The sequence below is a fragment of the Actinacidiphila polyblastidii genome, assembly GCF_036353415.1.
GTDB classification, from domain to species: Bacteria; Actinomycetota; Actinomycetes; order Streptomycetales; family Streptomycetaceae; genus Actinacidiphila; species Actinacidiphila polyblastidii.
In genome coordinates this window covers 1-20,437 of sequence record NZ_JAZEWV010000017.1, presented here as the reverse complement: position 1 = coordinate 20,437, position 20,437 = coordinate 1, and the positions used below count along the sequence as shown (strand labels likewise).

The window sequence follows — 20,437 nt, the reverse complement described above, 5'->3', positions numbered from 1 at the left end:
GCGCTCACCTCCCGGCGGACCCCGCCGGGAACCCCTTGAAGAATACGAACCTGAGAAGGCTCTTTCGTGGCGAACATCAAGTCCCAGATCAAGCGCAACAAGACCAACGAGAAGGCGCGCCTGCGCAACAAGGCCGTCAAGTCCGAGCTGAAGACCGCGATCCGCCGCACCCGTGAGGCCGTCGCCGCCGGTGACGCCGAGAAGGCCGGCACCGCCGCCCGTCTCGCCGCCAAGAAGCTCGACAAGGCCGTCAGCCGGGGCGTCATCCACAAGAACCAGGCCGCCAACAAGAAGTCGGCGCTGGCTCAGTCGGTCTCCGCGCTGCAGGGCTGATCCCGCGCGGTCCCGCCCCAGGCGCGGACCGCTCCTTTCCACGATCTGCGGCACCTCCGGCAATCGGACTCAGCGGCCCCTCTACCGCCCGGACCGGCACCGCCCATGATCAAGTGCGCCGCACGCGGACGTTCGCCACGTGCCAGCGGCGCCGGAAATCCACCACACCGCCCGCCCGGGAAAACCGGGCGGGCGGTGTGTTTTCCGCACTATTCTCTGGCCATGTCGACGCCTCCGGAACAGCCGAGCGCCTCCCCCTACTCCCCTCCGCCGCAGAACCCCGGCGGATACGGCACACCGGTGCCGCCGCAGCACAACCCCTACGCGCAGGAGCCGCCGGCGCCGGGGCAGGCACCGGGGCCGGGGCAGGCACCGGGGCAGCCGGTCTGGGCCCCGCCGGGCACGGCGCCGGGTGCGCCGGCCGGCGGCGGGCGCGGCGGGGCCGGGAAGGCGGTGCTGTGGGCCGTGGTCGGCGCGGTGGTCGCCTCCGCGGCGTGGGGCGGCGCGATCGTGCTGCTGCGCAAGGACTCCAGCGCCGACCTGCGCGGGTACAAGGTCGTGAGCGACCTGTGCACCTCCTCCGACCTGTCCGCCTTCGGCCCGGACTACGAGGGCAGCTCCTCGCACACCGCCTACTTCTCCAAGGGCGCCTCGCTCGACTCGATGACGTGCAGCGAGAGCCTGTCCACGCCGCCGACCGCCGCGGACTCCGAGTCCGCGTACACCTACAGCCAGCTCGACCTGCACAAGAAGACCGACCCCGCGGGTGAGTTCCGGGACACCTGGAAGGGCTTCACCCAGCACAAGGACGACAAGTACACGGTCACCTCGATCCCCGGCCTCGGCGACGAGGCGTACCTGATCAAGGGCGACTCGATCACCACGAGCAGCTCGGGCGAGCGCTACGTCACCGTCGCGGTCCGCGACGGCTGGACGACGTACTCGCTGAACTGGACGCAGTTCAGCGACTACGGCGACACCGCCGCCACGGCCAAGCTGCCGAGTGTCGACAAGGTCGCGCAGTGGGTGCAGACCTCGGCGAAGGAGACCCTGGCGAAGCTGAAGAAGTAGCCGGGCAGCCGCCGGGGCGGGTGCGGCCGCCCGGACCTGCGGCTCAGGCGTGGGCGCGGGACGCCCGGGAGATGGTGACGACCGCCTTCTCCAAGGCGTACGCCGGGTCTGCGCCGCCGCCCTTGACCGCGGCGTCGGCCTCGGCGACGGCCCGCAGCGCGTCCGAGACGCCGTCGGCGCTCCAGCCGCGGACCTGCTGGCGGACGCGGTCGATCTTCCACGGCGGCATGCCGAGGTCCCGGGCGAGCTGGCCCGGGTTGGCGCCGCGCGGCGCGGAGGCGACCTTGCCGATCGCCCGCACCCCGGAGGCCAGCGCGAAGGTGATGCCGGGCGCCGGCTGGCCGACCGACAGGGCCCAGCGCAGCCGCTCCAGGGCCTCGGCGGTACGGCCGGTGACGGCGAGGTCGGCGACCTCGAAGCCGGTGGCCTCGGCGCGGCCGGTGTAGTACCTGGCGACCGTCTGCACGTCCACGGCGCCGTCGATGTCCGCAGTCAACTGGGCGCAGGCGCTGGCGAGTTCCCGCAGATCACTGCCGATCGCGTCGACCAGCGCCTGGGCCGCCTCGGGGGTGACCGAGCGGCCGAGGGTACGGAACTCGCCCCGGACGAAAGCCAGCCGGTCGGCGGGCTTGGTCATCTTCGGGCACGCCACCTCGCGGGCGCCGGCCTTGCGGGCGGCGTCCAGCAGCGCCTTGCCCTTGGCGCCGCCGGCGTGCAGCAGCACGAGGGCGATCTCCTCGACGGGCGCGGCCAGATACGCCTTGATCTCCTTCACGGCGTCCGCCGAGAGGTCCTGGGCGCCGCGGACCACGAGGACCTTGCGCTCGGAGAACAGCGACGGGCTGGTCAGCTCCGCCAGGGTGCCGGGCTGGAGCGCGTCGGACGCCAGGTCCCGCACGTCGGTGTCCGCGTCGGCGGCGCGGGCGGCGGTCACCACCTCGCGCACGACGCGGTCGAGCAGCAGGTCCTCCTGTCCCACCGCGAGGGTGAGCGGAGCGAGGACGTCGTCGGGTGCGCTCTTTCTGGCCATCGCGGCCCAGCATCCCACGGGCCTGTGACAGACCGGGCCCCGGCGTCGGCGAGAATGCCGGGGTGAGCGACGTACGACATGTGCTGGTCCTGCCCGACCGCGACGCCGCGCAGGGGGCCGCCGAGGCCCTCTCCGCCCGTTTCGCCCTCCCGGAGGAGCCCCGCCTGGTGCGCGACGCCCTGGCCGGCGAGGACGACGCCGAGGACGCGCAGTGGCTGGTCGTGGTCGAGGACCCGCGCGAAGACCTGGAGCGCGCCGCGCTGGACGCGGTGGCCGAGGAGTTCGACGGCTGGCTGGAGTAGCCGCCCCTCCCCGGGCGGTGGCGGCGTGCGCCCCCGGCCGGCCCTGGTGCCACGGCAGCGCCCGGGGACTACGGCAGCGGCTGCGGCTGGGGCCGAGGCCCGGGGAGCGCCGGGGGCCCGGCGGCCTCGCCCGTGGCCTTCCGCGGGAGCTCGCGCAGCCGCGGCACCGGCGACGGCAGGATCCACAGCACGCACAGCACACCGCCGACCGTGGCGATCCACAGCGTCGGACGCAGGCCGATGGAGCTGCCCAGCACGCCGCCGACCAGGGCGCCGAGCGGGCGCATGCCGTAGTTCACGGTGCGGAACGCGCCGCTGACCCGGGAGCGCAGCACGTCGGGTATGAGCGCGGCCTGCAGCGAACCGCTGGTGATGTCCAGCAGCATCAGCCCGAAGCCGGAGAGGAACTCCGCGGCGAAGAACGCCCCCAGCACCGCGAGCTTCGGGCCGCCGGCGAGCGGCACGAGCACCAGCGGCGCGGGGAATCCGAGGTAGCCCAGCAGCACGGTTCGGCCCAGGCCGATGCGGCGCGCGATCCGCCCGGTGAGCGTCGCGCCCAGCAGCCCGCCCACCGCGCCCGCGCCGACCACCACGCCCAGCGTCCCGGCGTTCAGGCCGAGTCGGTCCACCGCGTAGAGCACGACGAGGGTGTGGAAGACGAAGTTGAAGAAGTTGACGGTGGCCGCGGCGGCGACAAGCGCGCGCAGGATCGGCGAGCGGCCGATGAAGCGCAGCCCGGCGGTGAGCTGTCCCTTCCCGCGGGCGGCGGCGGGCGGTTCCGCCGGGGCTATCCGGCTCAGCGAGGCGGCCGAGCAGAGGTAGGAGGCCGCGTCGGCGAGCAGCGCGAGGGGCGCGGCGAGCAGCTGGACCAGCAGCCCGCCCACGCTCGGGCCGGCCACGAACGAGAAGGCCCGGCTGCCGTTGCCCAGCGAGTTGCCCTCCACGTACTTCTCGGGCGCCACCAGCGACACGAACAGCGCCGCGTTGCACACGTCGAAGACCACCGCGAGGGCGCCCACCGCGAAGGCCACCACCATCAGCTGGACGAGCGTCAGGGCGCCGAGCGCGTAGGCCACCGGGACCGAGGCCATCAGCGCGGCGCGGCCGAGGTCGGCGGCGATCATCACACCGCGGCGCCTCCCGCGCCGGTCCGCCCAGGCGCCCGCGGGCAGCGACAGCAGGAGCGCGGGGAGCAGCCCCGCCATGGAGAGCCAGCCCATCTGCGCGGCGTCGGCGTGCAGCACCAGCACCGCGGTGAGCGGCAGCGCGAGGAAGGTGATCTCGTCGCCGAGGAACGAGATGCCCTGCCCCGTCCAGTACCGCCGGAACTGCCGCTCCCGCAGCAGCGACGGCGCGCGTGTGGCCAGCGCGCGGGCGACCCGGGCGGCCCTCACGCGTCCTCCTCCCGGGGCTCCGGCCGCGCGGGTTCGCGCCGCACCGGTTCGGGCGCGACGTACGCGATCTGCAGGTACGGCACCCGCCTGGCGCCCTCGGGCCGCAGCGAGGGGTCGGCGCCGCGGTCGGTGTACCGCGCGAGCAGGGCGTCCATCCGCTCCCCGAGGTCCGCCAGCTCCTGCGGGGTGAGATAGAGCGTGGTGTCGGTGAAGCGCTCCGCCTCCTGCCACTGCCGAGGCAGATCGCGCCGGGCCTCCAGCGCCTTGGTGAGGCGGGCGAAGTGGTTCTCCGCGACGGCGAGGGTGAGCGCGTCGGCGGCCTCGGCGACCGCGGGGTCGTCCGAGTAGCCGGGCCAGTTGGTGGAGTCCGCGGTCGCCCGCCAGGGCTTCTCACGGCCCGGCCCGTCCGGGTCGGCCTCCTCCGCGAGACCGTACTTGGCGAGTATCCGCAGGTGGTACGAGCAGCTGGCGACGGACTCGCCGGTCAGCTCGGCGGCGCGGGTCGCGGTGAAGGGCCCCTCCCGGCGCAGCAGCCCGGCCAGGGTCATCCGCGTCGGATGGGCGTAGGCCCGCAGGGCGCGGGGATCGGTCAGCTCGATCTTGGACGGCATGGGCTTCTGCTCCGGCATGTATGTAAAGCTATCTTTAGAAAGGACTGCTTGCAAGGATTCCTTTAGAAAGGAGTCTCTATCTCTCGCCGTCCCGTCAGCGAGCGCGCCCCACCGCCGTCCCCAAGTCGGCCGGCCGGTCGCCGGTCACCGCGATCGGGCCGTCGGTGTCGGTCCGCAGCACCACCGCGCCGAGCGCCCGCAGCGCGGTGACCGTGCGGGCCGCCGGATGCCCGTACGAGTTGCCCCGGCCCACGCTGATCAGCGCGAGCCGCGGGTGCGCCCGGGCCAGCAGCTCCGGGTCCTGGTGGGCGGAACCGTGGTGCGCGACCTTCAGCACGTCCACCCGCGGCAGATCCGGCACCTCGGCGAGCAGCTCCTCCTGCGCGGACGGCTCCAGATCGCCCATCAGCAGCAGCGTGAGGCCCGAGGCGTGCACCAGCAGTGCGACGCTCGCGTCGTTCGGGTTGTCGTCCGGCAGCGCCGCGGCGGACGGCGGCGGCCACAGCACCCGCCACCACAGCGCGCCGACCCTGCGCTCCTCCCCCGCGGACGCCCGTGACTCCGGCACGCCCGCCGCCGCGGCGGCCCGCCGCACCCGGGCCGCCTCGCCCGCGGGCTCGTCCAGCACGCTGGTCTCGATCGCGCCGACCCTGCGGCCCCGCAACACCCCCGGCAGACCGTCGGCGTGGTCCGCGTGGAAGTGCGTCAGGATCAGCAGCGGGACCGTGGTGACGCGCAGATCGCGCAGACACCGGTCGACCAGCGCCGGGTCGGGCCCGGTGTCGATCACCACGGCGGCGGCCGGGCCCGCAGCCAGTGCGAGCGCGTCGCCCTGGCCGACGTCGCACATCGCGAACCGCCAGTCCGCGGGCGGCCACTGCCCCGCGGGAACGGGCAGCCGCACCGGCCGCAGCAGCGCGAGCAGCAACAGCAGCGCGCAGCCGGCCGCCACCCGGGGGCGGCGCAGCAACGGGCGGCCGCACACCGTCGCGGCCGCCGTGACCACGACGAGCAGGGCCGCGCCCGGCCGGCCTGCGGGCCAGCCGATCTCCGCGCCCGGCAGCGCGGCGCCGTGCCGGGCGACGGCCGCGATCCACTGCGCGGGCGCCGCCGCGGTCCAGGCCAGCAGCCGGGCCGCGGGCATCGCGACCTGGGCGGCCGTCAGCGTGGCGAACCCGAGCGCGGTGGCCGCGCCCACCGCGGGCTCGGCCAGCAGGTTGCACGGCACCGCGACGAGGCTCAGCCGCCCCGACAGCAGCACGATGAGCGGGCCGCACGCGGCCTGCGCCGCCGCGGCGGCGGCCAGCGCCTCCGCGAGCCGCGGGCGCATCCCGTGCCGGCGCAGGGCCGCGCTCCAGCGCGGCGCGAGCGTCAGCAGCGAACCGGTCGCCAGCACCGACAGGGCGAACCCGTACGACCTCGCGAGGTCGGGCTCGTGCAGCACCAGCAGCACCACGGCGGCGCAGAGCGCCGGGAGGAGGGAGCGGCGGCGGCCGGTCGCGACGGCGAGCAGCGTGATCAGGCCGCACGCGGCGGCCCTCAGCACGCTCGGACCCGGTCGGCACACCAGCACGAAGCCGAGGGTCAGGGCCGCACCGGCCAGCGCCGTCCAGCGCAGCGGCAGGCCCAGCGCGGCGGCGAGGCCACGCCGCTCGATCCTGATCGCGGTCGCCGGCGGGCCGATCAGCAGGAGCAGCACGATCGTGAGGTTCGACCCAGAGACCGACGTCAGATGAGCGAGGTCGGTGGCCCGGAAGGCGTCCGCGAGGTCCTTCGGCACGGCGGTGGTGTCGCCCACGACCAGACCGGGCAGCAACGCGCGCGCGTCCCCCGGCAGCGGCGCGACCGCCTCGCGCAGCCCGTCGCGCAGCCGCGCGGCGAACCGCTGCGCCGCGCTCGGCGGGGCGACGATCCGGGGCGGGCCGTGTGTGCTCAGCACGGCGGCCTCGGCGGGGCCGCCGCCCGGCGGCCGTCCTGGCGGCGCGAGGCGGGCGGTGACCCGCACGGTCGTCGACGGGACCAGCCGGAGCCAGGGCGCGGGCGCGCCGCCCGCCATCACCACGACGGGAGTACGCACCCGGACGCCTTCCACCGCCACGGCCACGGCCGGCACCACGACCGTGCGCGGGGCGCGGATCGGGTCACCGCCGACCCTGACGGTGACGTCGGCGGTGGCCCTCGCCCGTGCCAGGCCCGGCACCGGGCCGCGGTGCAGGTCGGCGGCGCCGAGCACGGTGGCCGCCAGCGCGGCGGCGGCGCTCAGCGCCGCTGCCAGCGCCGCCAGCACGAGGCCGGCCCTGCGCCGCGCGTACCCGAACACCGCGCCCACCCCGAGCGCGACGCCGATCGCGGCCGCGGTCCACCCCGCGCCCACCCCCGGCACCGCCGCGGCAGCCGCCCACGCCCCCAGCGCCGGCCCCACCAGCCGCAGATCCGCCGGCCCCTCTCCCCGCGGCTGCGCCGCCCCCAGCCGCGACGCCGCCCCCGCGTGCACCGCGGCGCGGCGGGCTGCCGCCCGCGTCTCCACCGCCGGGCCCATCGGCCCCTCCCCGCGCACCCGGCCCGGCGGCCGAGCCGGTCCGACGTCGGCGCTCGCCGCGCTCGCCGGGCCCAGCGCGGCGTGCGGGCTCGTCACCCGGGCCGCACCCGGCGCCCGCTCCGGGCTCGCCCCGCCGGCCGGAACGGGAAGGCGCTCCCGGCGCACCGCACTCGGACGCGGCGCGCGACCTCGGCGCGCCGCCCGCCCGGAAGCCGCCGTCTCCTCGGAGTCCGCCGCCCACCGCGGGCGCGCCGCCCAAGGCGGACCCACCACCGGAGCCCGGCCCGACCTCGTGTCCCGACCCGGCGGCTCATCGCCCTTCCGTGGGGCGGCGCCGCCGAACCCGGCCGGGACTGCTCCCGCCCCGGCGGCCTCCGCGGCCGCTGCGGCTGCCGCCACCTCCGCCTGGGCGGCGGGGTCGGCCACCGCGCCCGTCACGCGCACACCCTCCGGCACCGCACGCTCCGCCTCCGCGCCCTGCGGCACCGCACCCTCCGCGCCCTCGCCGCCGAGCCCGGCCGGCATCGCTGCCGGCCTCGCCGCCCCGGCCGCGGCGGCGGAGTCCGCCTCCGCGCCGGCGGGCGGGCGGCTCATGGCTGGACCAGGGGCTGGAGGGTGGCGTATTTGCGGGGGCCGATGCCGGGGATCTGGCGGAGTTGGGTGAGGGAGGTGAAGGCGCCGTGGCGGGTGCGGAAGTCGAGGATGTGCTGGGCGAGGACGGGGCCGACGCCGGGGAGGGCGTCGAGTTGGGCGAGGGTGGCGGAGCTGAGGCTGACCGGGCCCGCAGGCGGGGACGCCCCCGAGGGGTCGGCGGGGCCGGGGGCGAGAGCAGGGGCGGGGTGGACGCCGACGAGGATCTGCTCGCCGTCGACGAGGACGCGGGCGAGGTTGAGGGCGGTGGTGTCGGTGCCACGGAGCGGGCCGCCCGCGGCGCTCAGGGCGTCGGCCACGCGGGAGCCCTGGGGAAGGCGCCGCAGCCCCGGCCGGGCGACCTTGCCGGCGATGTCGACGGTGACCCGGGCCGCCGCGCTCGGCCGGACGGCGGGCGGAAGCCGCAGCGGTGCGGCGGCGACCGGTGGCAGAACACGTACGGCGTGCGGGCGGCCCGCCCAGTAGTGCTGGAAGGCGAGGCCGCCCGCGGTCACCAGCACGACCGCGAGCGCGACCACCGTCTTGAACTCCAGCCCGCAGCGCACGAACAGCCAGGCCCGCAGCCGCCCGACCGGGCCGTCGCCGAAGACCGGCAGGCCGGGAAGCGGGTCGGCCAGCCGCGGCTGCGGCGCCGGCTCCCCGTCAGGTGCCGGATCGCCCGGCGGTGCGAACGCCGGCACACCGAAGATCGCCTCGGCCCGCCGCCTGGTGGCGTCCTTGTCGGGCGGGTCGACGACGTGCGCTCCGATGCCGGGACCGGCGGGGCGGGGACGGGTGCGTGTGCTCATGTCCCCGATGCTGGACCGGCACGGGCGGCAAAGATGATCTTGCCGGATTCCTGTGGACAACCCGGCACTTGTGGACAACTCGGCCACCCGTGCGGGTGACGTGACGCCCCGACGCCGCCCCCGACCCTGCCCGCACCCGCACCGCCGGCGCCCGCACCGCCCGCCCCGGCCCGCCGGCGCCCGGCGGCTCAGTGCGGCGAGACCACGACCCCCAGCAGCCCCGGCCCCGCGTGCGCCCCGATCACCGCGCCCACCTCGCTGACCACCAGACCGTCCAGCCCGGGGACGCGCTCGCGCAGCCGGTCGGCGAGGGCGGCCGCGCGGTCGGCGGCGGCGAGGTGGTGGACGGCGAGGGCGACGCGGCGTGCGCCGGCCTCCTCGACCACGATCTCCTCCAGCCGGGTGATCGCCTTGGACGCCGTCCGCACCTTCTCCAGCAGCTCGATGCGCCCGTCGGCGAGCCGGAGCAGCGGCTTCACGGCCAGCGCGGAGCCGAACAGCGCCTGGGCGGCGCCGATCCGGCCGCCGCGCCGCAGGTAGTCGAGGGTGTCGACGTAGAAGTACGCCGAGGTGTCGGCGGCCCGCTTCTCGGCGGCGGCCACGACCTCGTCCGGCGTGCCGCCGGAGCCCGCCGTCTCGGCGGCGGACAGCACGGTGAAGCCGAGGGCCATCGCGACCATGCCGGTGTCGACGACCCGCACCGGGACGGGGGCGCTCTTCGCCGCGACCGTCGCGGCGTCGTACGTGCCGGAGAAGTCGGCGGACAGGTGGAGCGAGACGATCGCCTCGGCGCCGGACGCGGCGGCCGCCTCGTACGCGGCGGCGAACTCCGCGGGGGCGGGGCGGGAGGTCGTGACCGGGCGGCGGCGCTGGAGCGCGCGGGCGACCGCCGGGGCGGAGATCTCGGTGCCCTCCTCGAACGCCTCGTCGCCGATCACCACGGTGAGGGGGACGACGGAGATGCCGTGGCTCGTGAGGGCGTCCTGGCCCAGGTAAGCGGTGGAATCCGTGACGATGGCGACGTGCGGGGGCATGTCGGGAGGTTACCGGGGTGCAGGTCGCGAGGACAGTTGGGGCGGCGGGCCGCGGGCCGCGGATCGATGCCGGATCGATGGCGCGGCCGGGCTCCGAGGACCGAACCGGGCCTGCCGGGGTCACCGGCCGGGGTCAGTCGCCGGACGGGCTGAGCTTCGACGGCCAGTGGCGCAGCGCGGTGGATTCGAGGTCGATCTCGCGGCTGAGCCCGGCGAGGTCGTCGGCCGCGAAGTGGCGGGCCCGGTCCTGGGCCGCCCAGCGCAGCGCGTCCGCGCTGTGCGTGATCCGCTCGGCGCGCGCCGCGAGGTCGGGCAGCCGCGCCTGGACCCTGGCCCGGTCGGGTTCGCCCTCCAGCAGGCGCAGTTCGCCGTCGAGGGCGCGCGCGTGGCCGTCGAGCCGGGCCAGCAGCCCGGCGGCCTCGTCCAGCGAGGCGTCCTGGCCGCGGCCCTCCTCCACGGCGCGGAAGGTGCTGTCCAGGGAGGTGCGCAGGGCCAGCCGCAGCCGGGCCAGCTCGCCCGACGGGCCGGGCACCGTACGGCTGCGGACGCGCAGCCGGTTGTCCTCGACGACGCGCCGCGCTTGGGCGCTGCCCCGGTCGATCCCCTCGCGCACCCGGCGCTTGACCGCGCGCGCCGTGCGCACCGTCGCCACCACCGCGAGCGAGGCGAAGATCAGGAAGAGCAGGAGGACGATCATCCCTGCGGTCTCCACGGCATCTCCTCCTCAGGCTCTCTGCCTCCACGGTAGCGGCTGGGGGCGGGTTCGGGGGTCCGGCGGACCCCCGAACCTGCCCCTAGGGGCCGGATGCGGCCCCGAGCCGGCCCGTACCCGCAGGCACCCGGCCCTCCCCGCACCCGCAGGCACCCACCCGCTCACACCCGCTCACACCACGATGTTCACCAGCTTCGGCGCCCGCACGATCACCTTCCGCACCTGCGCGCCGCCCAGCGCCGCGACGACCGCCGGGTCGGCCAGCGCGACCGCCTCCAGGTCGGCGTCGGCGATGTCCGGGGCGACCTCCAGGCGCGCCCTGACCTTGCCCTTGATCTGCACGACGCAGGTCACGGCCTCGTCCTGCACCAGCGCCGGGTCGGCCACCGGGAACGGCGCGTGGGTCAGCGAGGCGGGGTGGCCCAGCCGGGACCACAGCTCCTCGGCGACGTGCGGCGCCAGCGGCGCGACCAGCAGCACCAGGGGCTCGGCGATGGCGCGCGGGACCGGGCCGCCGGTCCTGGTCAGGTGGTTGTTCAGCTCGGTGATCTTGGCGATGGCGGTGTTGAAGCGCAGGCCGGCCATGTCGGCGGTGACGCCGTCGATCGCCTTGTGCAGGGCGCGCAGGGTCTCCTCGTCCGGCTCGGTGTCGACGACGGTGACCTCGCCGGTCGTCTCGTCCACCACGTTGCGCCACAGCCGCTGCAGCAGCCGGTACTGGCCGACGACCGCGCGGGTGTCCCAGGGGCGGGACACGTCCAGCGGGCCCATCGCCATCTCGTACAGCCGCAGGGTGTCGGCGCCGTACTCGGCGCAGATCTCGTCGGGGGTCACCGCGTTCTTCAGCGACTTGCCCATCTTGCCCAGCAGCCGCGAGACCTGCTCGCCCTGGTGGTAGTAGGCGCCGTCGCGCTCTTCGACCTCGGCGGCGGGCACCGCGATGCCGCGCGCGTCACGGTAGACGAACGCCTGGATCATGCCCTGGTTGTACAGCTTGTGGAACGGCTCGAAGGACGAGACGTGGCCCAGGTCGTACAGCACCTTGTGCCAGAAGCGCGCGTACAGCAGGTGCAGGACCGCGTGCTCGGCGCCGCCGACGTACAGGTCGACGCCGCCGGCGGGCTGCCCCTCGCGCGGGCCCATCCAGTACGCCTCGGCCTCGGCGGAGACCATCTGGGCGGAGTTGTGCGGGTCCAGGTAGCGCAGCTCGTACCAGCAGGAACCGGCCCAGTTGGGCATGGTGTTGGTCTCGCGGCGGTAGCGGCGCACGCCGCGGCCGTCGCCCAGGTCCAGCTCGACGGTGACCCAGTCGGCGTCGCGGGACAGCGGCGTCTCGGGCGAGGTGTTCGCGTCGTCCGGGTCGAAGGTGCGGGGGCTGTAGTCGTCGACCTCGGGCAGCTCGACGGGCAGCATCGAGTCGGGCAGGGCGTGCGGGACGCCGTCCTCGTCGTAGACGATCGGGAAGGGCTCGCCCCAGTACCGCTGGCGGCTGAACAGCCAGTCGCGCAGGCGGTAGTTGACGGTGCCCTCGCCGATGCCGCGGTCGGTCAGCCAGGCGGTGATCGCGGCCTTGGCCTCGACCACGCCCAGGCCGTCCAGGCTGATGCCGGCGCCAGCCGACTGGATGATCCGCGCGTCGTACGCCACGAAGGCGTCGTCCCAGCTCGCCGGGTCGGTGCCGCGGCCGTCGGTGGGCTCGACCACGCAGCGCATCGGCAGCTCGAAGGCGCGGGCGAAGGCGAAGTCGCGGCTGTCGTGGGCGGGCACCGCCATGATCGCGCCGGTGCCGTAGCCCATCAGGACGTAGTCGGCGATGAAGACCGGGACGGGCTCGCCGCTGACCGGGTTCACCGCGAAGGCGCCGGTGAAGACGCCGGTCTTGTCCTTCGCCTCGGCCTGCCGCTCGACGTCGGACTTCGAGGCGGCCTGCTTGCGGTAGGCGGCGACGGCCTCGGCGGGGGTGGCGTGGCCGCCGGTCCACACCTCGTGGGTGCCCTCGGGCCAGGAGGCCGGCACGATCGAGTCGACCAGGGCGTGCTCGGGGGCCAGCACCATGTAGGTGGCGCCGAACAGGGTGTCCTGGCGGGTGGTGAAGATCGTGACGGCGTGCTCGGTGTGTGCGCCGGACGCCTCGTGCACCGGGAAGTCGACCCGGGCGCCCTCGCTGCGGCCGATCCAGTTGCGCTGCTGCAGCTTGATCGCCTCGGGCCAGTCCAGCGCGTCCAGGTCGGTCAGCAGCCGGTCGGCGTAGGCGGTGATGCGCATCTTCCACTGGCGCAGGTTCGCCTTGAAGACGGGGTAGTTGCCGCGCTCGGAGCGGCCGTCCGCGGTGACCTCCTCGTTGGCCAGCACGGTGCCCAGCCCCGGACACCAGTTGACCGGCGACTGGGCGGCGTAGGCCAGCCGGTGGTCGCTCAGCACGTCGGCCCGCTCGGCGTCGGTCAGCGCGCCCCAGGCGCGGCCGTCCGGGGTCGGCCGGGTGCCGGCGGCGAACTCGGCGATCAGCGTGTCGATCGGCCGGGCGCGGCCGGCCGACTCGTCGTACCAGGAGTTGTAGATCTGCAGGAAGATCCACTGCGTCCAGCGGTAGTAGTCGGGGTCGATGGTGGCGAAGGAGCGGCGGCGGTCGTGGCCCAGGCCCAGGCGGCGCAGCTGCTCGCGCATGTTGACGATGTTGGCCTCGGTGGAGACCCGCGGGTGGGTGCCGGTCTGCACGGCGTACTGCTCGGCGGGCAGGCCGAAGGCGTCGAAGCCCAGCGTGTGCAGCACGTTGTGCCCGGTCATCCGCTGGAACCGGGCGAAGACGTCGGTGGCGATGTAGCCCAGCGGGTGCCCGACGTGCAGGCCCGCACCCGAGGGGTACGGGAACATGTCCATGATGAACTTCTTGGGCCGGGCGGCCTGCTCGGGGTCGCCGTCCAGCTCGCCGCTGGGGTTGGGCGCGGCGAAGGTGCCGTGCTCGTCCCAGTGGTCCTGCCAGCTCTGCTCGATCCGGGCGGCCAGCTCGGCCGTGTAGCGGTGCGGCGCAGCCGTCTCGGCGGCCGGGGTGGTCTCGCTCATCGTCCTCGGTACTCCATCGCAATCGTGACGGCCGCGGCCGGGGAGCCTGCTGCCCTGCGCCGCTTTCTGGTCTGCCTGCGGGTTTCCCTCGGGAAACAAAAAAGCCCCTCACGCATGAGGGGTGCCGCACCGACGTGGATCCTGGTCAGCGCGGCTCGCTAAGCAGAAGGCTCACGGCTCGCATGGGCTCAGGTTACCGCAGCGGGCGCGGGGCCCGCACCGAGGTTCACCCCGGTGCGGGCCCCGCGTGGTGCTCCGCGGTCAGCGACCGCCGTGCGTGCGCTGCGGCAGCGTCGAGGTCACGTACCCCTTGCTGGGCGTGCCCACGCCGGTGACGTCGTCGTAGCCCACGGTGGCGTTCAGCGAGGCGTCCTTGCCGAGGCTGCGGAGGGACGTGATGGTGCCCTCCGAGGCGTCGAAGGCGTTCGCGAAGTCCACCCGGACCACCGCGAGGTCACGGCCCTGGCCCAGCGGGTGGTCGGTGACGTCGTGGTAGGCCGACGTGCCGTAGTTGTTGTAGATCGACGGGTTCGCGAAGCCGATCGCGATCCCGTGCCGCGCCTGCTGGGCGAGCGCCTGGACGCCGGCGATCACCGGGCAGGCCAGCGAGGTGCCGCCGATGCGGTACTCGCTGTACTGCAGCGACCCGTCGGGGAACGTCTGGGTCTGGCCGACCAGGAAGCCGGTGTTCGGGTCGGCGACCGCGGCGATGTCGGGCTCGACACGCTGCTTGACGGTGCCGCCGTTGGCCAGCGCCAGCGAGTCCGGCACGACGCCGCGCTGGTAGAACGGCTGCGCGTACAGGCTGCTGGTGCCGCCGCCCGCGCCCGAGGTGTACGGGCCCGGGAAGCCGGTCCAGGTCTTGCCGTCCGCGGACAGCACGGCCTTCTTGGTGCCCCAGCCGGTCTCCCACTGGTACTTGTCGTTCTTGCCGACCGCCAGCGAGGTGCCGCCGACGGAGGTGGCCCACGGGGAGTTTCCGGGGGTGTCGGCCTGCTTCACACCGGTGGACGCGACGTTGTCGCCCGCGTCGCCGGAGGAGAAGTAGAAGCCGATGCCCTCGACGGCGCCCTGCTGGAAGACCTGGTCGTAGGCCGCGGCCACGTCCGGGGTCTCGTTCGCCTCGACGTCGCCCCACGAGTTGGAGACGATGTCGGCGAGGTGGCCGTCGACGACCTTGTTCAGGGCGTCGAGCAGGTCGTTGTCGTAGCAGGAGGCGCCGGCGACGTAGACGATGTCCGCGTCGGGCGCGACCGCGTGCACGGCCTCGACGTCGAGCGTCTCCTCGCCGTACCAGCCGGACGCGCCGCAGATGTCGGTGCTGTTGAAGTCGCTCGGCAGGACCTGCGTGAGCTGGCCCTTCTTGTACTTCTGGTCGCCGTTGCGCTTCGCGTACTCGGCCGCGTCCTGGGCGATGTACGGGGAGGCGTACGCGTCGGTGATCGCGACCCGCACACCCTTGCCGGTGTACTTCCCGGCGCCGTACGCGGCACGCAGCTGCGCGCCGGTGTAGCCCTGGATCGCGTACGGGGCCTTGGTCCCGTACGCGTCCGGCAGCGAGGTGTTGGTCTTCGAGCCGTAGTACGAGGAGAACGGCCCGGCGTTCTTGAACACCGCGTCCGGCGGCGGCAGTTCGTCGTCGTGCTTGGACGTCTTCGGAGCGTTGTCCAGGCCCGTGACGGTGAGCACCGCGCCCTTGAGCGACGCGGGCGCGGAGGCCGTGGTCGCCGGGGCGTGGTAGACCTTGCCGCCCTTGGTGTAGTTGTGCAGCTGGGTGCCGAACGCCTTCTCGGCGGCGGCCACGTCACCGGTGACGGTGATGTAGTGCTGCGAGGTGCCGGTGACCTTCAGGCCGGCCGACTTCAGCCAGCCGGTGACCTCGGCTATCTGGGCCTTGGTCGCGCCGTAGCGCGCCTGGACCTGGGAGGCCGTCAGGTACTTGCCGTAGGAAGCCGAGTTCGGGTCGGAGACGGCCGCCGCATAGGCAGCCAGGCCCTTGGCGTCCTGTCCGGCCAGGTAGACGCGTGCGGTCACCTTGCCGGAGTCGGCCGCCGAGCCCTTGTCCGCCTGGGCGGTGGCCCACGCGGGCTTGGTCCCGTTCAGGAGCTGGCGTCCGCTCGGCTGGTCGGCCGTCGCGGACTGCGCGCCAAGCGCGAGCGCGCCGGCCACCAGGGGCAGTGCCGCGGCAGCCACCAGTCCAGCGCGCGTCATTCTGCGCTCAAATCTCATCAAACCCCCATGCGAAGCGAGTTGTCGTCGCGTGCTGCGGTGTGACCGCGTTCGCCGGTATGCGTACGGCTCGTACCGCAGAGCGACACTCTTTCGCTGATCGGTTCACGCCAGGGCCATGGTTTACCCAAGAGCAGGTCAAGGAACCGTCACCACCGCCCAGTTGGGACCGCGCGGCGAACTGACGCTAGCAGGGGGGCAGTCGACGCGACAGGGAACCGGCCGAGGGGCCGGTCCGACTTCGCCCCCGCCGTCGCGGACCCCACGGGCCGCGGCCGACGACACCCCCGCCACCACCCACCGGGGGGTGCGGGTGGCGAAGCCCCCGCCACGCGAGGCGAAGCCGAGCAGAAACGACAAGGGCGGACAGGCTCGCGCTTTCCGCGAGCACCCCCGCCACCCACCCACCGGGGGTGCGGGTGGCGAAGCCCCCGCCACGCGAGGCGAAGCCGAGCAGAAACGACAAGGGCGAAGCGGCTCGCGCTTTCCGCGAGCACACTCCGCCCTCGACCTTGTGGAGCTACGGGGAATTGAACCCCGGACCTCTTGCATGCCATGCAAGCGCTCTACCAACTGAGCTACAGCCCCGCGTCCGCCTCGTTGCCGGGGCGACTCGGGATACTTTACACGGCGGCGGGCGGCGGCCGCCAATCGGAATCGGGGCTGCGACCTCGGGTTTCACGGGCGTGGGAGAGTTCACACGCTCTCAATACGACGCCGCGCGGCACCGGGTTACGGTGGCCGGGGCCGGGGCGGCCGGCCCGGCCGTAGAGCAGCCCTGGAGACCGACGTGACCACCGCGTTCGACCCCGTCGACCTGTCCGGGACGCGCCTGCCCAACCGGATCGTCATGGCGCCGATGACCCGCAGCCGGGCGCACGGCCCCGGGCAGGCGCCGACCGCGGCGACCGCCGCGTACTACGCGCAGCGCGCCTCGGCCGGGCTGATCGTCACCGAGGGGGTGCAGCCCTCCCCGGTCGGCCAGGGCTATCCGGACACCCCGGGGCTGCACAGCGCGGCGCAGGTCGCCGCCTGGCGCTCGGTGACCGACGCCGTGCACGCCGCGGGCGGACGCATCTTCGCGCAGCTGATGCACACCGGCCGGATCGGCCATCCCTCGCTGCTGCCCGACGGGCTGGTCCCGGTCGGCCCGTCCCCGGTCGCGGCCGCCGGGAAGGTGTACACGGCGGCCGGCCCGAAGGAGTTCGTGACGCCGCGCGAGCTGACCGAGGACGACATCGCGCGCACGCTGGAGGACCACGTCGTGGCCGCCCGCAACGCCGTCGCGGCGGGCTTCGACGGCGTGGAGCTGCACGGCGCCAACGGCTACCTCGCGCACCAGTTCCTCGCGCCCAACTCCAACCGGCGCACCGACGCGTGGGGCGGCAGCCCGGAGCGCAGGGCCCGCTTCGCGGTGGAGATGGTGGCGGCGGTGGCCGGCGCGATCGGCGCCGAGCGCACGGGCTTGCGGATCTCCCCCGGCAACCCGCTGGGCGACATCGCCGAGCCCGAGCCGGAGGCCGCCTACCTGGCGCTGCTGCGCGGCCTCGAACCGGTCGGCCCGGCGTACCTGCACCTGGCGGAGACCGCCGACCGGGCCCTGACGCTGGAGCTGCGCAAGCGCTTCGGCGGCGTCTTCATCCTCAACGCCCGCACCGAGGGGCGCTTCTCGGGCCCGCAGGAGCTCGCGCTGATCGAGGACGGCACCGCCGACATGCTGTCGTACGGCGCCCTCTTCCTCGCCAACCCGGACCTGCCGCGCCGGCTGCGGGCCGGCGGGCCGTACAACACCCCCGACCGGGCCACCTACTACGGCGGTGACGAGCGGGGCTACACCGACTACCCGGCGCTGGCGGACTGAGCGTCCCCGGCGGGCCGCGACCCGCCGCCGCGGCTGAGCGCCGCGAGCACGCCGGCCAGCGACACCGCGGTCAGTGCCGCGGCGGTCACCGCGAAGGCGTGCGCCGAGGGGTGCGGGCCCGGCACGTCGAGCCGGTTGAGGTACAGCGTGCCGAGGGCGGCCACGCCGATCAGCTGACCGAGCTGGGTGACCGTGGCCAGCAGCCCGCTGGCGTCCGCGGCGTCCTGCGGCGCCACTTGGGACAGCGCGAGGGTGAAGGTCGGGCTGAAGCCCAGCGCCAGCCCCGCGCCGAGCACCAGCAGGCACACGTACAGCAGCGGGCCGCCGTGGCCGCCGCCGCGCAGTGTCAGGCCGAGTCCGGCGAAGGCCGCCGCCGCGACCAGCAGTCCGGCCGCGGCCAGCCGGGGCCGCCAGGTGACCGGCAGCCGCGCCCAGTTGAGCCCCAGGGCGCCGAAGCTGACCGCGGTCACCGCGAAGGTCAGGCCGGTGCGCAGCGCGCTGAAGCCCAGCCCGGACTGGAGGTGCAGGGCGACCGCGAAGAGGAAGCCCGCGTTGACCGCCATGGTGACGGCGAGGACGACGACCGCCCGGGCCATGCCCGGGGCGCGCAGCACCCGGGCGGACACCAGCGGGGCGCCGCCGCGCCGCGCCAGCCGCGCCTCGAGCGCGGTGAAGGCGGCGAAGAGCAGCACGCTCAGGCCCAGGCAGACCCAGCCCCACACCGGCCACCCCTCCTGCTGGCCGAGCACCAGCGGGACGGTGAAGAGCGTCACCGCGGCGCCGAGCGCGAGCAGGCCCGGCAGGTCGAGGCCGCGCCGGCGCTCCGGCGCCCGCCGGGTGTCGCGGGGCAGCACCCGCGGCGCCAGCACCAGCATCACCGCGCCGATCGGCACGTTGACCAGGAACACCGGACGCCAGCCGGTGCCGAACAGGTCGGCGCTGACCAGCACGCCGCCCAGCGACTGGCCCACGGCCGCGCCGGAGGACAGCACCGCGGCGTACACGCTCATCGCGCGGGTGCGGGCCTCGCCGGTGAAGTTCAGCTGCAGCAGGCTCAGCACCTGCGGGATCATCAGCGCCGAGCCCGCGCCCTGGACGAACCGGAAGCCGATCAGCTCGCCGGTGCTCTGCGCCAGCCCGCAGGCCAGCGAGGCCGCGGTGAAGACCGCGAGGCCGACCAGGAACAGCCGCCGGTGCCCCAGCAGGTCGCCCAGCCGCGCACCGGTGATGAGCAGCACCGCGTACGCGATGGTGTACCCGGCGATGATCAGCTGCAGCCCGGCGCCCGAGGCGTGCAGGTCGGTGCGGATGGTGGGCGCGGCGACGTTCACGATGAAGACGTCCAGCAGGGCCATGAACTGGCCGGTGAGGATGATGCCCAGCAGCAGGCCGGGGCGGGGTCCGGCCCGGCCTGAGCCGTGTGCGCCGGGATCGGCGCCGGCGGCGGAGCGGGTCGTCGCGGCGGCGGGGAGCGAGGCGGCGGCGGGACCCGGCGCCGAGGTGCGCAGTACGTTGTCGGCCATGCTCCGAGCCTGACGGGAGCGCGGTACCGGTAACGAGAGCCCGGTGATCCTGGTACTGACAGCACCTGGCAGCCGCGGCGGGCCCGGGTGAGGATGGGCGGTATGGCAGGCCAGCCGCAGACCCGAGTCCAGCCGCCCGCCCGATCCACCGCACCCGCCCGGCGGGCCACGCGCCGCACCGAGCTGGCCGCCTTCCTGCGCAGCCGCAGGGCCCGGATCTCCCCCGCGGACGTCGGGATGCCGCCGGGCCTGCGCCGCCGCACGCCCGGCCTGCGCCGCGAGGAGGTCGCGCAGCTCGCCGGGGTGGGCGTCACCTGGTACACGTGGCTGGAGCAGGGCCGGCCGATCAACGCCAGCGTCCAGGTGCTCGACGCGGTGGCCCGGGTGCTGCAGCTCGACGTCACCGAACGCGAGCACCTGTACCGGCTGGCCGGCATCCCCTTCGTGCGCGAGCCGGTCTCGGACGCCGAGGTGGTCGGCCAGGAGGTGCTCGGCATCCTCGACGCGCTCGACCCGCTGCCGGCCGCGGTCTACAACGCCCGCTACGACGTCCAGGCGTCCAACGCGTCCTACCGCACGCTGTGGCCGATGACGTCGGTCGTGCAGCGGTGGGAGCGCAACGTCCTGTACAAGCTGTTCACCGTCCCGGAGTGCTGCTCCACCTTCGTCAACAGCTCGGAGGAGCTGCCCTGGATGGTCGCGCAGCTGCGCCGCTCCTACGGCCGCCACGTCGGCGAACCGGCCTGGGAGACCTTCGTCGCGCTGATGGTGTCGGAGAGCCCGCGCTTCGCCCAGCTGTGGGCGAAGGCCGACGTGGCCGCCCCGGGCCGCCGGGTGAAGATCTTCCGGCACCACGAGATCGGCAGGATCGCGCTGACGTCGACGTCGCTGGGCATCGACGGCATGGCCGAGCACCGCATCGTGGTGTACACCCCGGTCTCCGAGGAGGACCGGCTCCAGATCGAGCGGCTGCGGGGGCTCGACGACCCGATCATCGGCTGCCGCAAACACGGCAGCCGGCTCTCCGAGGCCCTCACCGACCGCGCCCACACCGCCCGCCCCTGACCCCCGGGGGCGCCGGCAGCGCAGGCGTGCGGGTGGCGAAGCCCCCGCCACGCGAGGCGAAGCCGAGCAGAAACGACAAGGGCGAAGCGGCTCGCGCTTTCCGCGAGCACCCCCGCCACCCACCCACCGGGGGTGCGGGTGGCGAAGCCCCCGCCACGCGAGGCGAAGCCGAGCAGAAACGACAAGGGCGGACAGGCTCGCGCTTTCCGCGAGCACCCCCGCCACCACCCACCG

15 protein-coding genes and 1 tRNA gene are annotated in these 20,437 nt (G+C 74.9%); 5 read left to right on the top strand and 11 right to left on the bottom strand.

The window, feature by feature from the left end:
• Window positions 1-66 precede the first annotated feature (66 nt).
• Together rpsT and V2S66_RS20520 are read left to right on the top strand one after the other, a co-directional pair.
• Window positions 67-333 carry a 30S ribosomal protein S20 gene (gene rpsT, locus V2S66_RS20525; RefSeq protein ID WP_330797353.1) on the top strand — a complete coding sequence of 89 codons (267 nt, stop codon included), beginning with the start codon at window positions 67-69 and terminating at the stop codon, window positions 331-333.
• 222 nt (window positions 334-555) lie between these two features.
• Window positions 556-1,404: a hypothetical protein gene (locus V2S66_RS20520; RefSeq protein WP_330797352.1), complete on the top strand. Its 849-nt coding sequence runs from the start codon at window positions 556-558 to the stop codon at window positions 1,402-1,404.
• Between the two features lie 43 nt (window positions 1,405-1,447).
• Here V2S66_RS20520 and holA read toward each other — a convergent pair whose 3' ends face one another.
• Entirely contained in the window at window positions 1,448-2,434 is a 987-nt protein-coding gene (gene holA, locus V2S66_RS20515; protein WP_330797351.1) for a DNA polymerase III subunit delta, read from the bottom strand.
• 62 nt (window positions 2,435-2,496) lie between these two features.
• Between holA and V2S66_RS20510 the strand changes: the two genes are divergently transcribed.
• Window positions 2,497-2,736 (top strand): hypothetical protein, encoded by a 240-nt coding sequence (locus V2S66_RS20510; protein WP_330797350.1) that lies wholly within the window; start codon window positions 2,497-2,499, stop codon window positions 2,734-2,736.
• Between the two features lie 68 nt (window positions 2,737-2,804).
• Here the strand turns inward: V2S66_RS20510 and V2S66_RS20505 are convergent, their stop codons facing one another.
• The 9 genes from V2S66_RS20505 to V2S66_RS20465 all read right to left on the bottom strand — a co-directional run bounded on the left by V2S66_RS20505 (window position 2,805) and on the right by V2S66_RS20465 (window position 16,342).
• Window positions 2,805-4,130: an MFS transporter gene (locus tag V2S66_RS20505; RefSeq protein WP_330797349.1), complete on the bottom strand. Its 1,326-nt coding sequence runs from the start codon at window positions 4,128-4,130 to the stop codon at window positions 2,805-2,807.
• Entirely contained in the window at window positions 4,127-4,759 is a 633-nt protein-coding gene (locus V2S66_RS20500; protein ID WP_330797348.1) for a helix-turn-helix domain-containing protein, read from the bottom strand. Before V2S66_RS20500 ends, V2S66_RS20505 begins: the two co-directional genes overlap by 4 nt.
• 76 nt (window positions 4,760-4,835) lie before the next feature.
• Complete coding sequence (locus tag V2S66_RS20495; protein WP_330797441.1) at window positions 4,836-7,280, bottom strand: ComEC/Rec2 family competence protein; 2,445 nt, start codon at window positions 7,278-7,280, stop codon at window positions 4,836-4,838.
• A 590-nt stretch (window positions 7,281-7,870) separates the two neighbouring features.
• The gene (locus tag V2S66_RS20490) at window positions 7,871-8,719 is read right to left on the bottom strand and encodes a ComEA family DNA-binding protein (protein WP_330797347.1); all 849 of its coding nucleotides are present in this window, start codon (window positions 8,717-8,719) and stop codon (window positions 7,871-7,873) included.
• Between the two features lie 188 nt (window positions 8,720-8,907).
• Window positions 8,908-9,753 carry a DegV family protein gene (locus V2S66_RS20485; RefSeq protein WP_330797346.1) on the bottom strand — a complete coding sequence of 282 codons (846 nt, stop codon included), beginning with the start codon at window positions 9,751-9,753 and terminating at the stop codon, window positions 8,908-8,910.
• Window positions 9,754-9,886: 133 nt separating this feature from the next.
• Window positions 9,887-10,465 carry a hypothetical protein gene (locus tag V2S66_RS20480; RefSeq protein WP_330797345.1) on the bottom strand — a complete coding sequence of 193 codons (579 nt, stop codon included), beginning with the start codon at window positions 10,463-10,465 and terminating at the stop codon, window positions 9,887-9,889.
• Window positions 10,466-10,636: 171 nt separating this feature from the next.
• A complete protein-coding gene (leuS, locus tag V2S66_RS20475) occupies window positions 10,637-13,525 on the bottom strand; it encodes a leucine--tRNA ligase (protein ID WP_330797344.1) in 2,889 nt (962 codons plus the stop codon).
• Window positions 13,526-13,786: 261 nt separating this feature from the next.
• The gene (locus tag V2S66_RS20470; protein WP_413966440.1) at window positions 13,787-15,736 is read right to left on the bottom strand and encodes a S53 family peptidase; all 1,950 of its coding nucleotides are present in this window, start codon (window positions 15,734-15,736) and stop codon (window positions 13,787-13,789) included.
• 533 nt (window positions 15,737-16,269) lie between these two features.
• Window positions 16,270-16,342, bottom strand: a tRNA-Ala gene (locus V2S66_RS20465).
• Between the two features lie 202 nt (window positions 16,343-16,544).
• Between V2S66_RS20465 and V2S66_RS20460 the strand changes: the two genes are divergently transcribed.
• The gene (locus tag V2S66_RS20460; RefSeq protein WP_330797342.1) at window positions 16,545-17,615 is read left to right on the top strand and encodes an alkene reductase; all 1,071 of its coding nucleotides are present in this window, start codon (window positions 16,545-16,547) and stop codon (window positions 17,613-17,615) included.
• Here V2S66_RS20460 and V2S66_RS20455 read toward each other — a convergent pair.
• Window positions 17,594-19,138 carry an MFS transporter gene (locus V2S66_RS20455; RefSeq protein WP_330797341.1) on the bottom strand — a complete coding sequence of 515 codons (1,545 nt, stop codon included), beginning with the start codon at window positions 19,136-19,138 and terminating at the stop codon, window positions 17,594-17,596. The two genes, V2S66_RS20460 and V2S66_RS20455, sit on opposite strands and share 22 nt — an antisense overlap.
• A gap of 102 nt (window positions 19,139-19,240) precedes the next feature.
• Between V2S66_RS20455 and V2S66_RS20450 the strand changes: the two genes are divergently transcribed.
• A complete protein-coding gene (locus V2S66_RS20450) occupies window positions 19,241-20,203 on the top strand; it encodes a helix-turn-helix transcriptional regulator (RefSeq protein WP_330797340.1) in 963 nt (320 codons plus the stop codon).
• The last annotated feature ends 234 nt before the right edge of the window (window positions 20,204-20,437 follow it).

Bases quoted from the DNA above. Each gene is read 5' to 3' on its own strand.
- V2S66_RS20520 (WP_330797352.1), top strand. From the start codon at position 556: ATGTCGACGCCTCCGGAACAGCCGAGCGCCTCCCCCTACTCCCCTCCG.
- holA (WP_330797351.1), bottom strand. From the start codon at position 2,434: ATGGCCAGAAAGAGCGCACCCGACGACGTCCTCGCTCCGCTCACCCTC.
- V2S66_RS20500 (WP_330797348.1), bottom strand. From the start codon at position 4,759: ATGCCGGAGCAGAAGCCCATGCCGTCCAAGATCGAGCTGACCGATCCC.
- V2S66_RS20495 (WP_330797441.1), bottom strand. From the start codon at position 7,280: ATGGGCCCGGCGGTGGAGACGCGGGCGGCAGCCCGCCGCGCCGCGGTG.
- V2S66_RS20490 (WP_330797347.1), bottom strand. From the start codon at position 8,719: ATGAGCACACGCACCCGTCCCCGCCCCGCCGGTCCCGGCATCGGAGCG.
- V2S66_RS20485 (WP_330797346.1), bottom strand. From the start codon at position 9,753: ATGCCCCCGCACGTCGCCATCGTCACGGATTCCACCGCTTACCTGGGC.
- leuS (WP_330797344.1), bottom strand. From the start codon at position 13,525: ATGAGCGAGACCACCCCGGCCGCCGAGACGGCTGCGCCGCACCGCTAC.
- V2S66_RS20470 (WP_413966440.1), bottom strand. From the start codon at position 15,736: ATGACGCGCGCTGGACTGGTGGCTGCCGCGGCACTGCCCCTGGTGGCC.
- V2S66_RS20455 (WP_330797341.1), bottom strand. From the start codon at position 19,138: ATGGCCGACAACGTACTGCGCACCTCGGCGCCGGGTCCCGCCGCCGCC.
- V2S66_RS20450 (WP_330797340.1), top strand. From the start codon at position 19,241: ATGGCAGGCCAGCCGCAGACCCGAGTCCAGCCGCCCGCCCGATCCACC.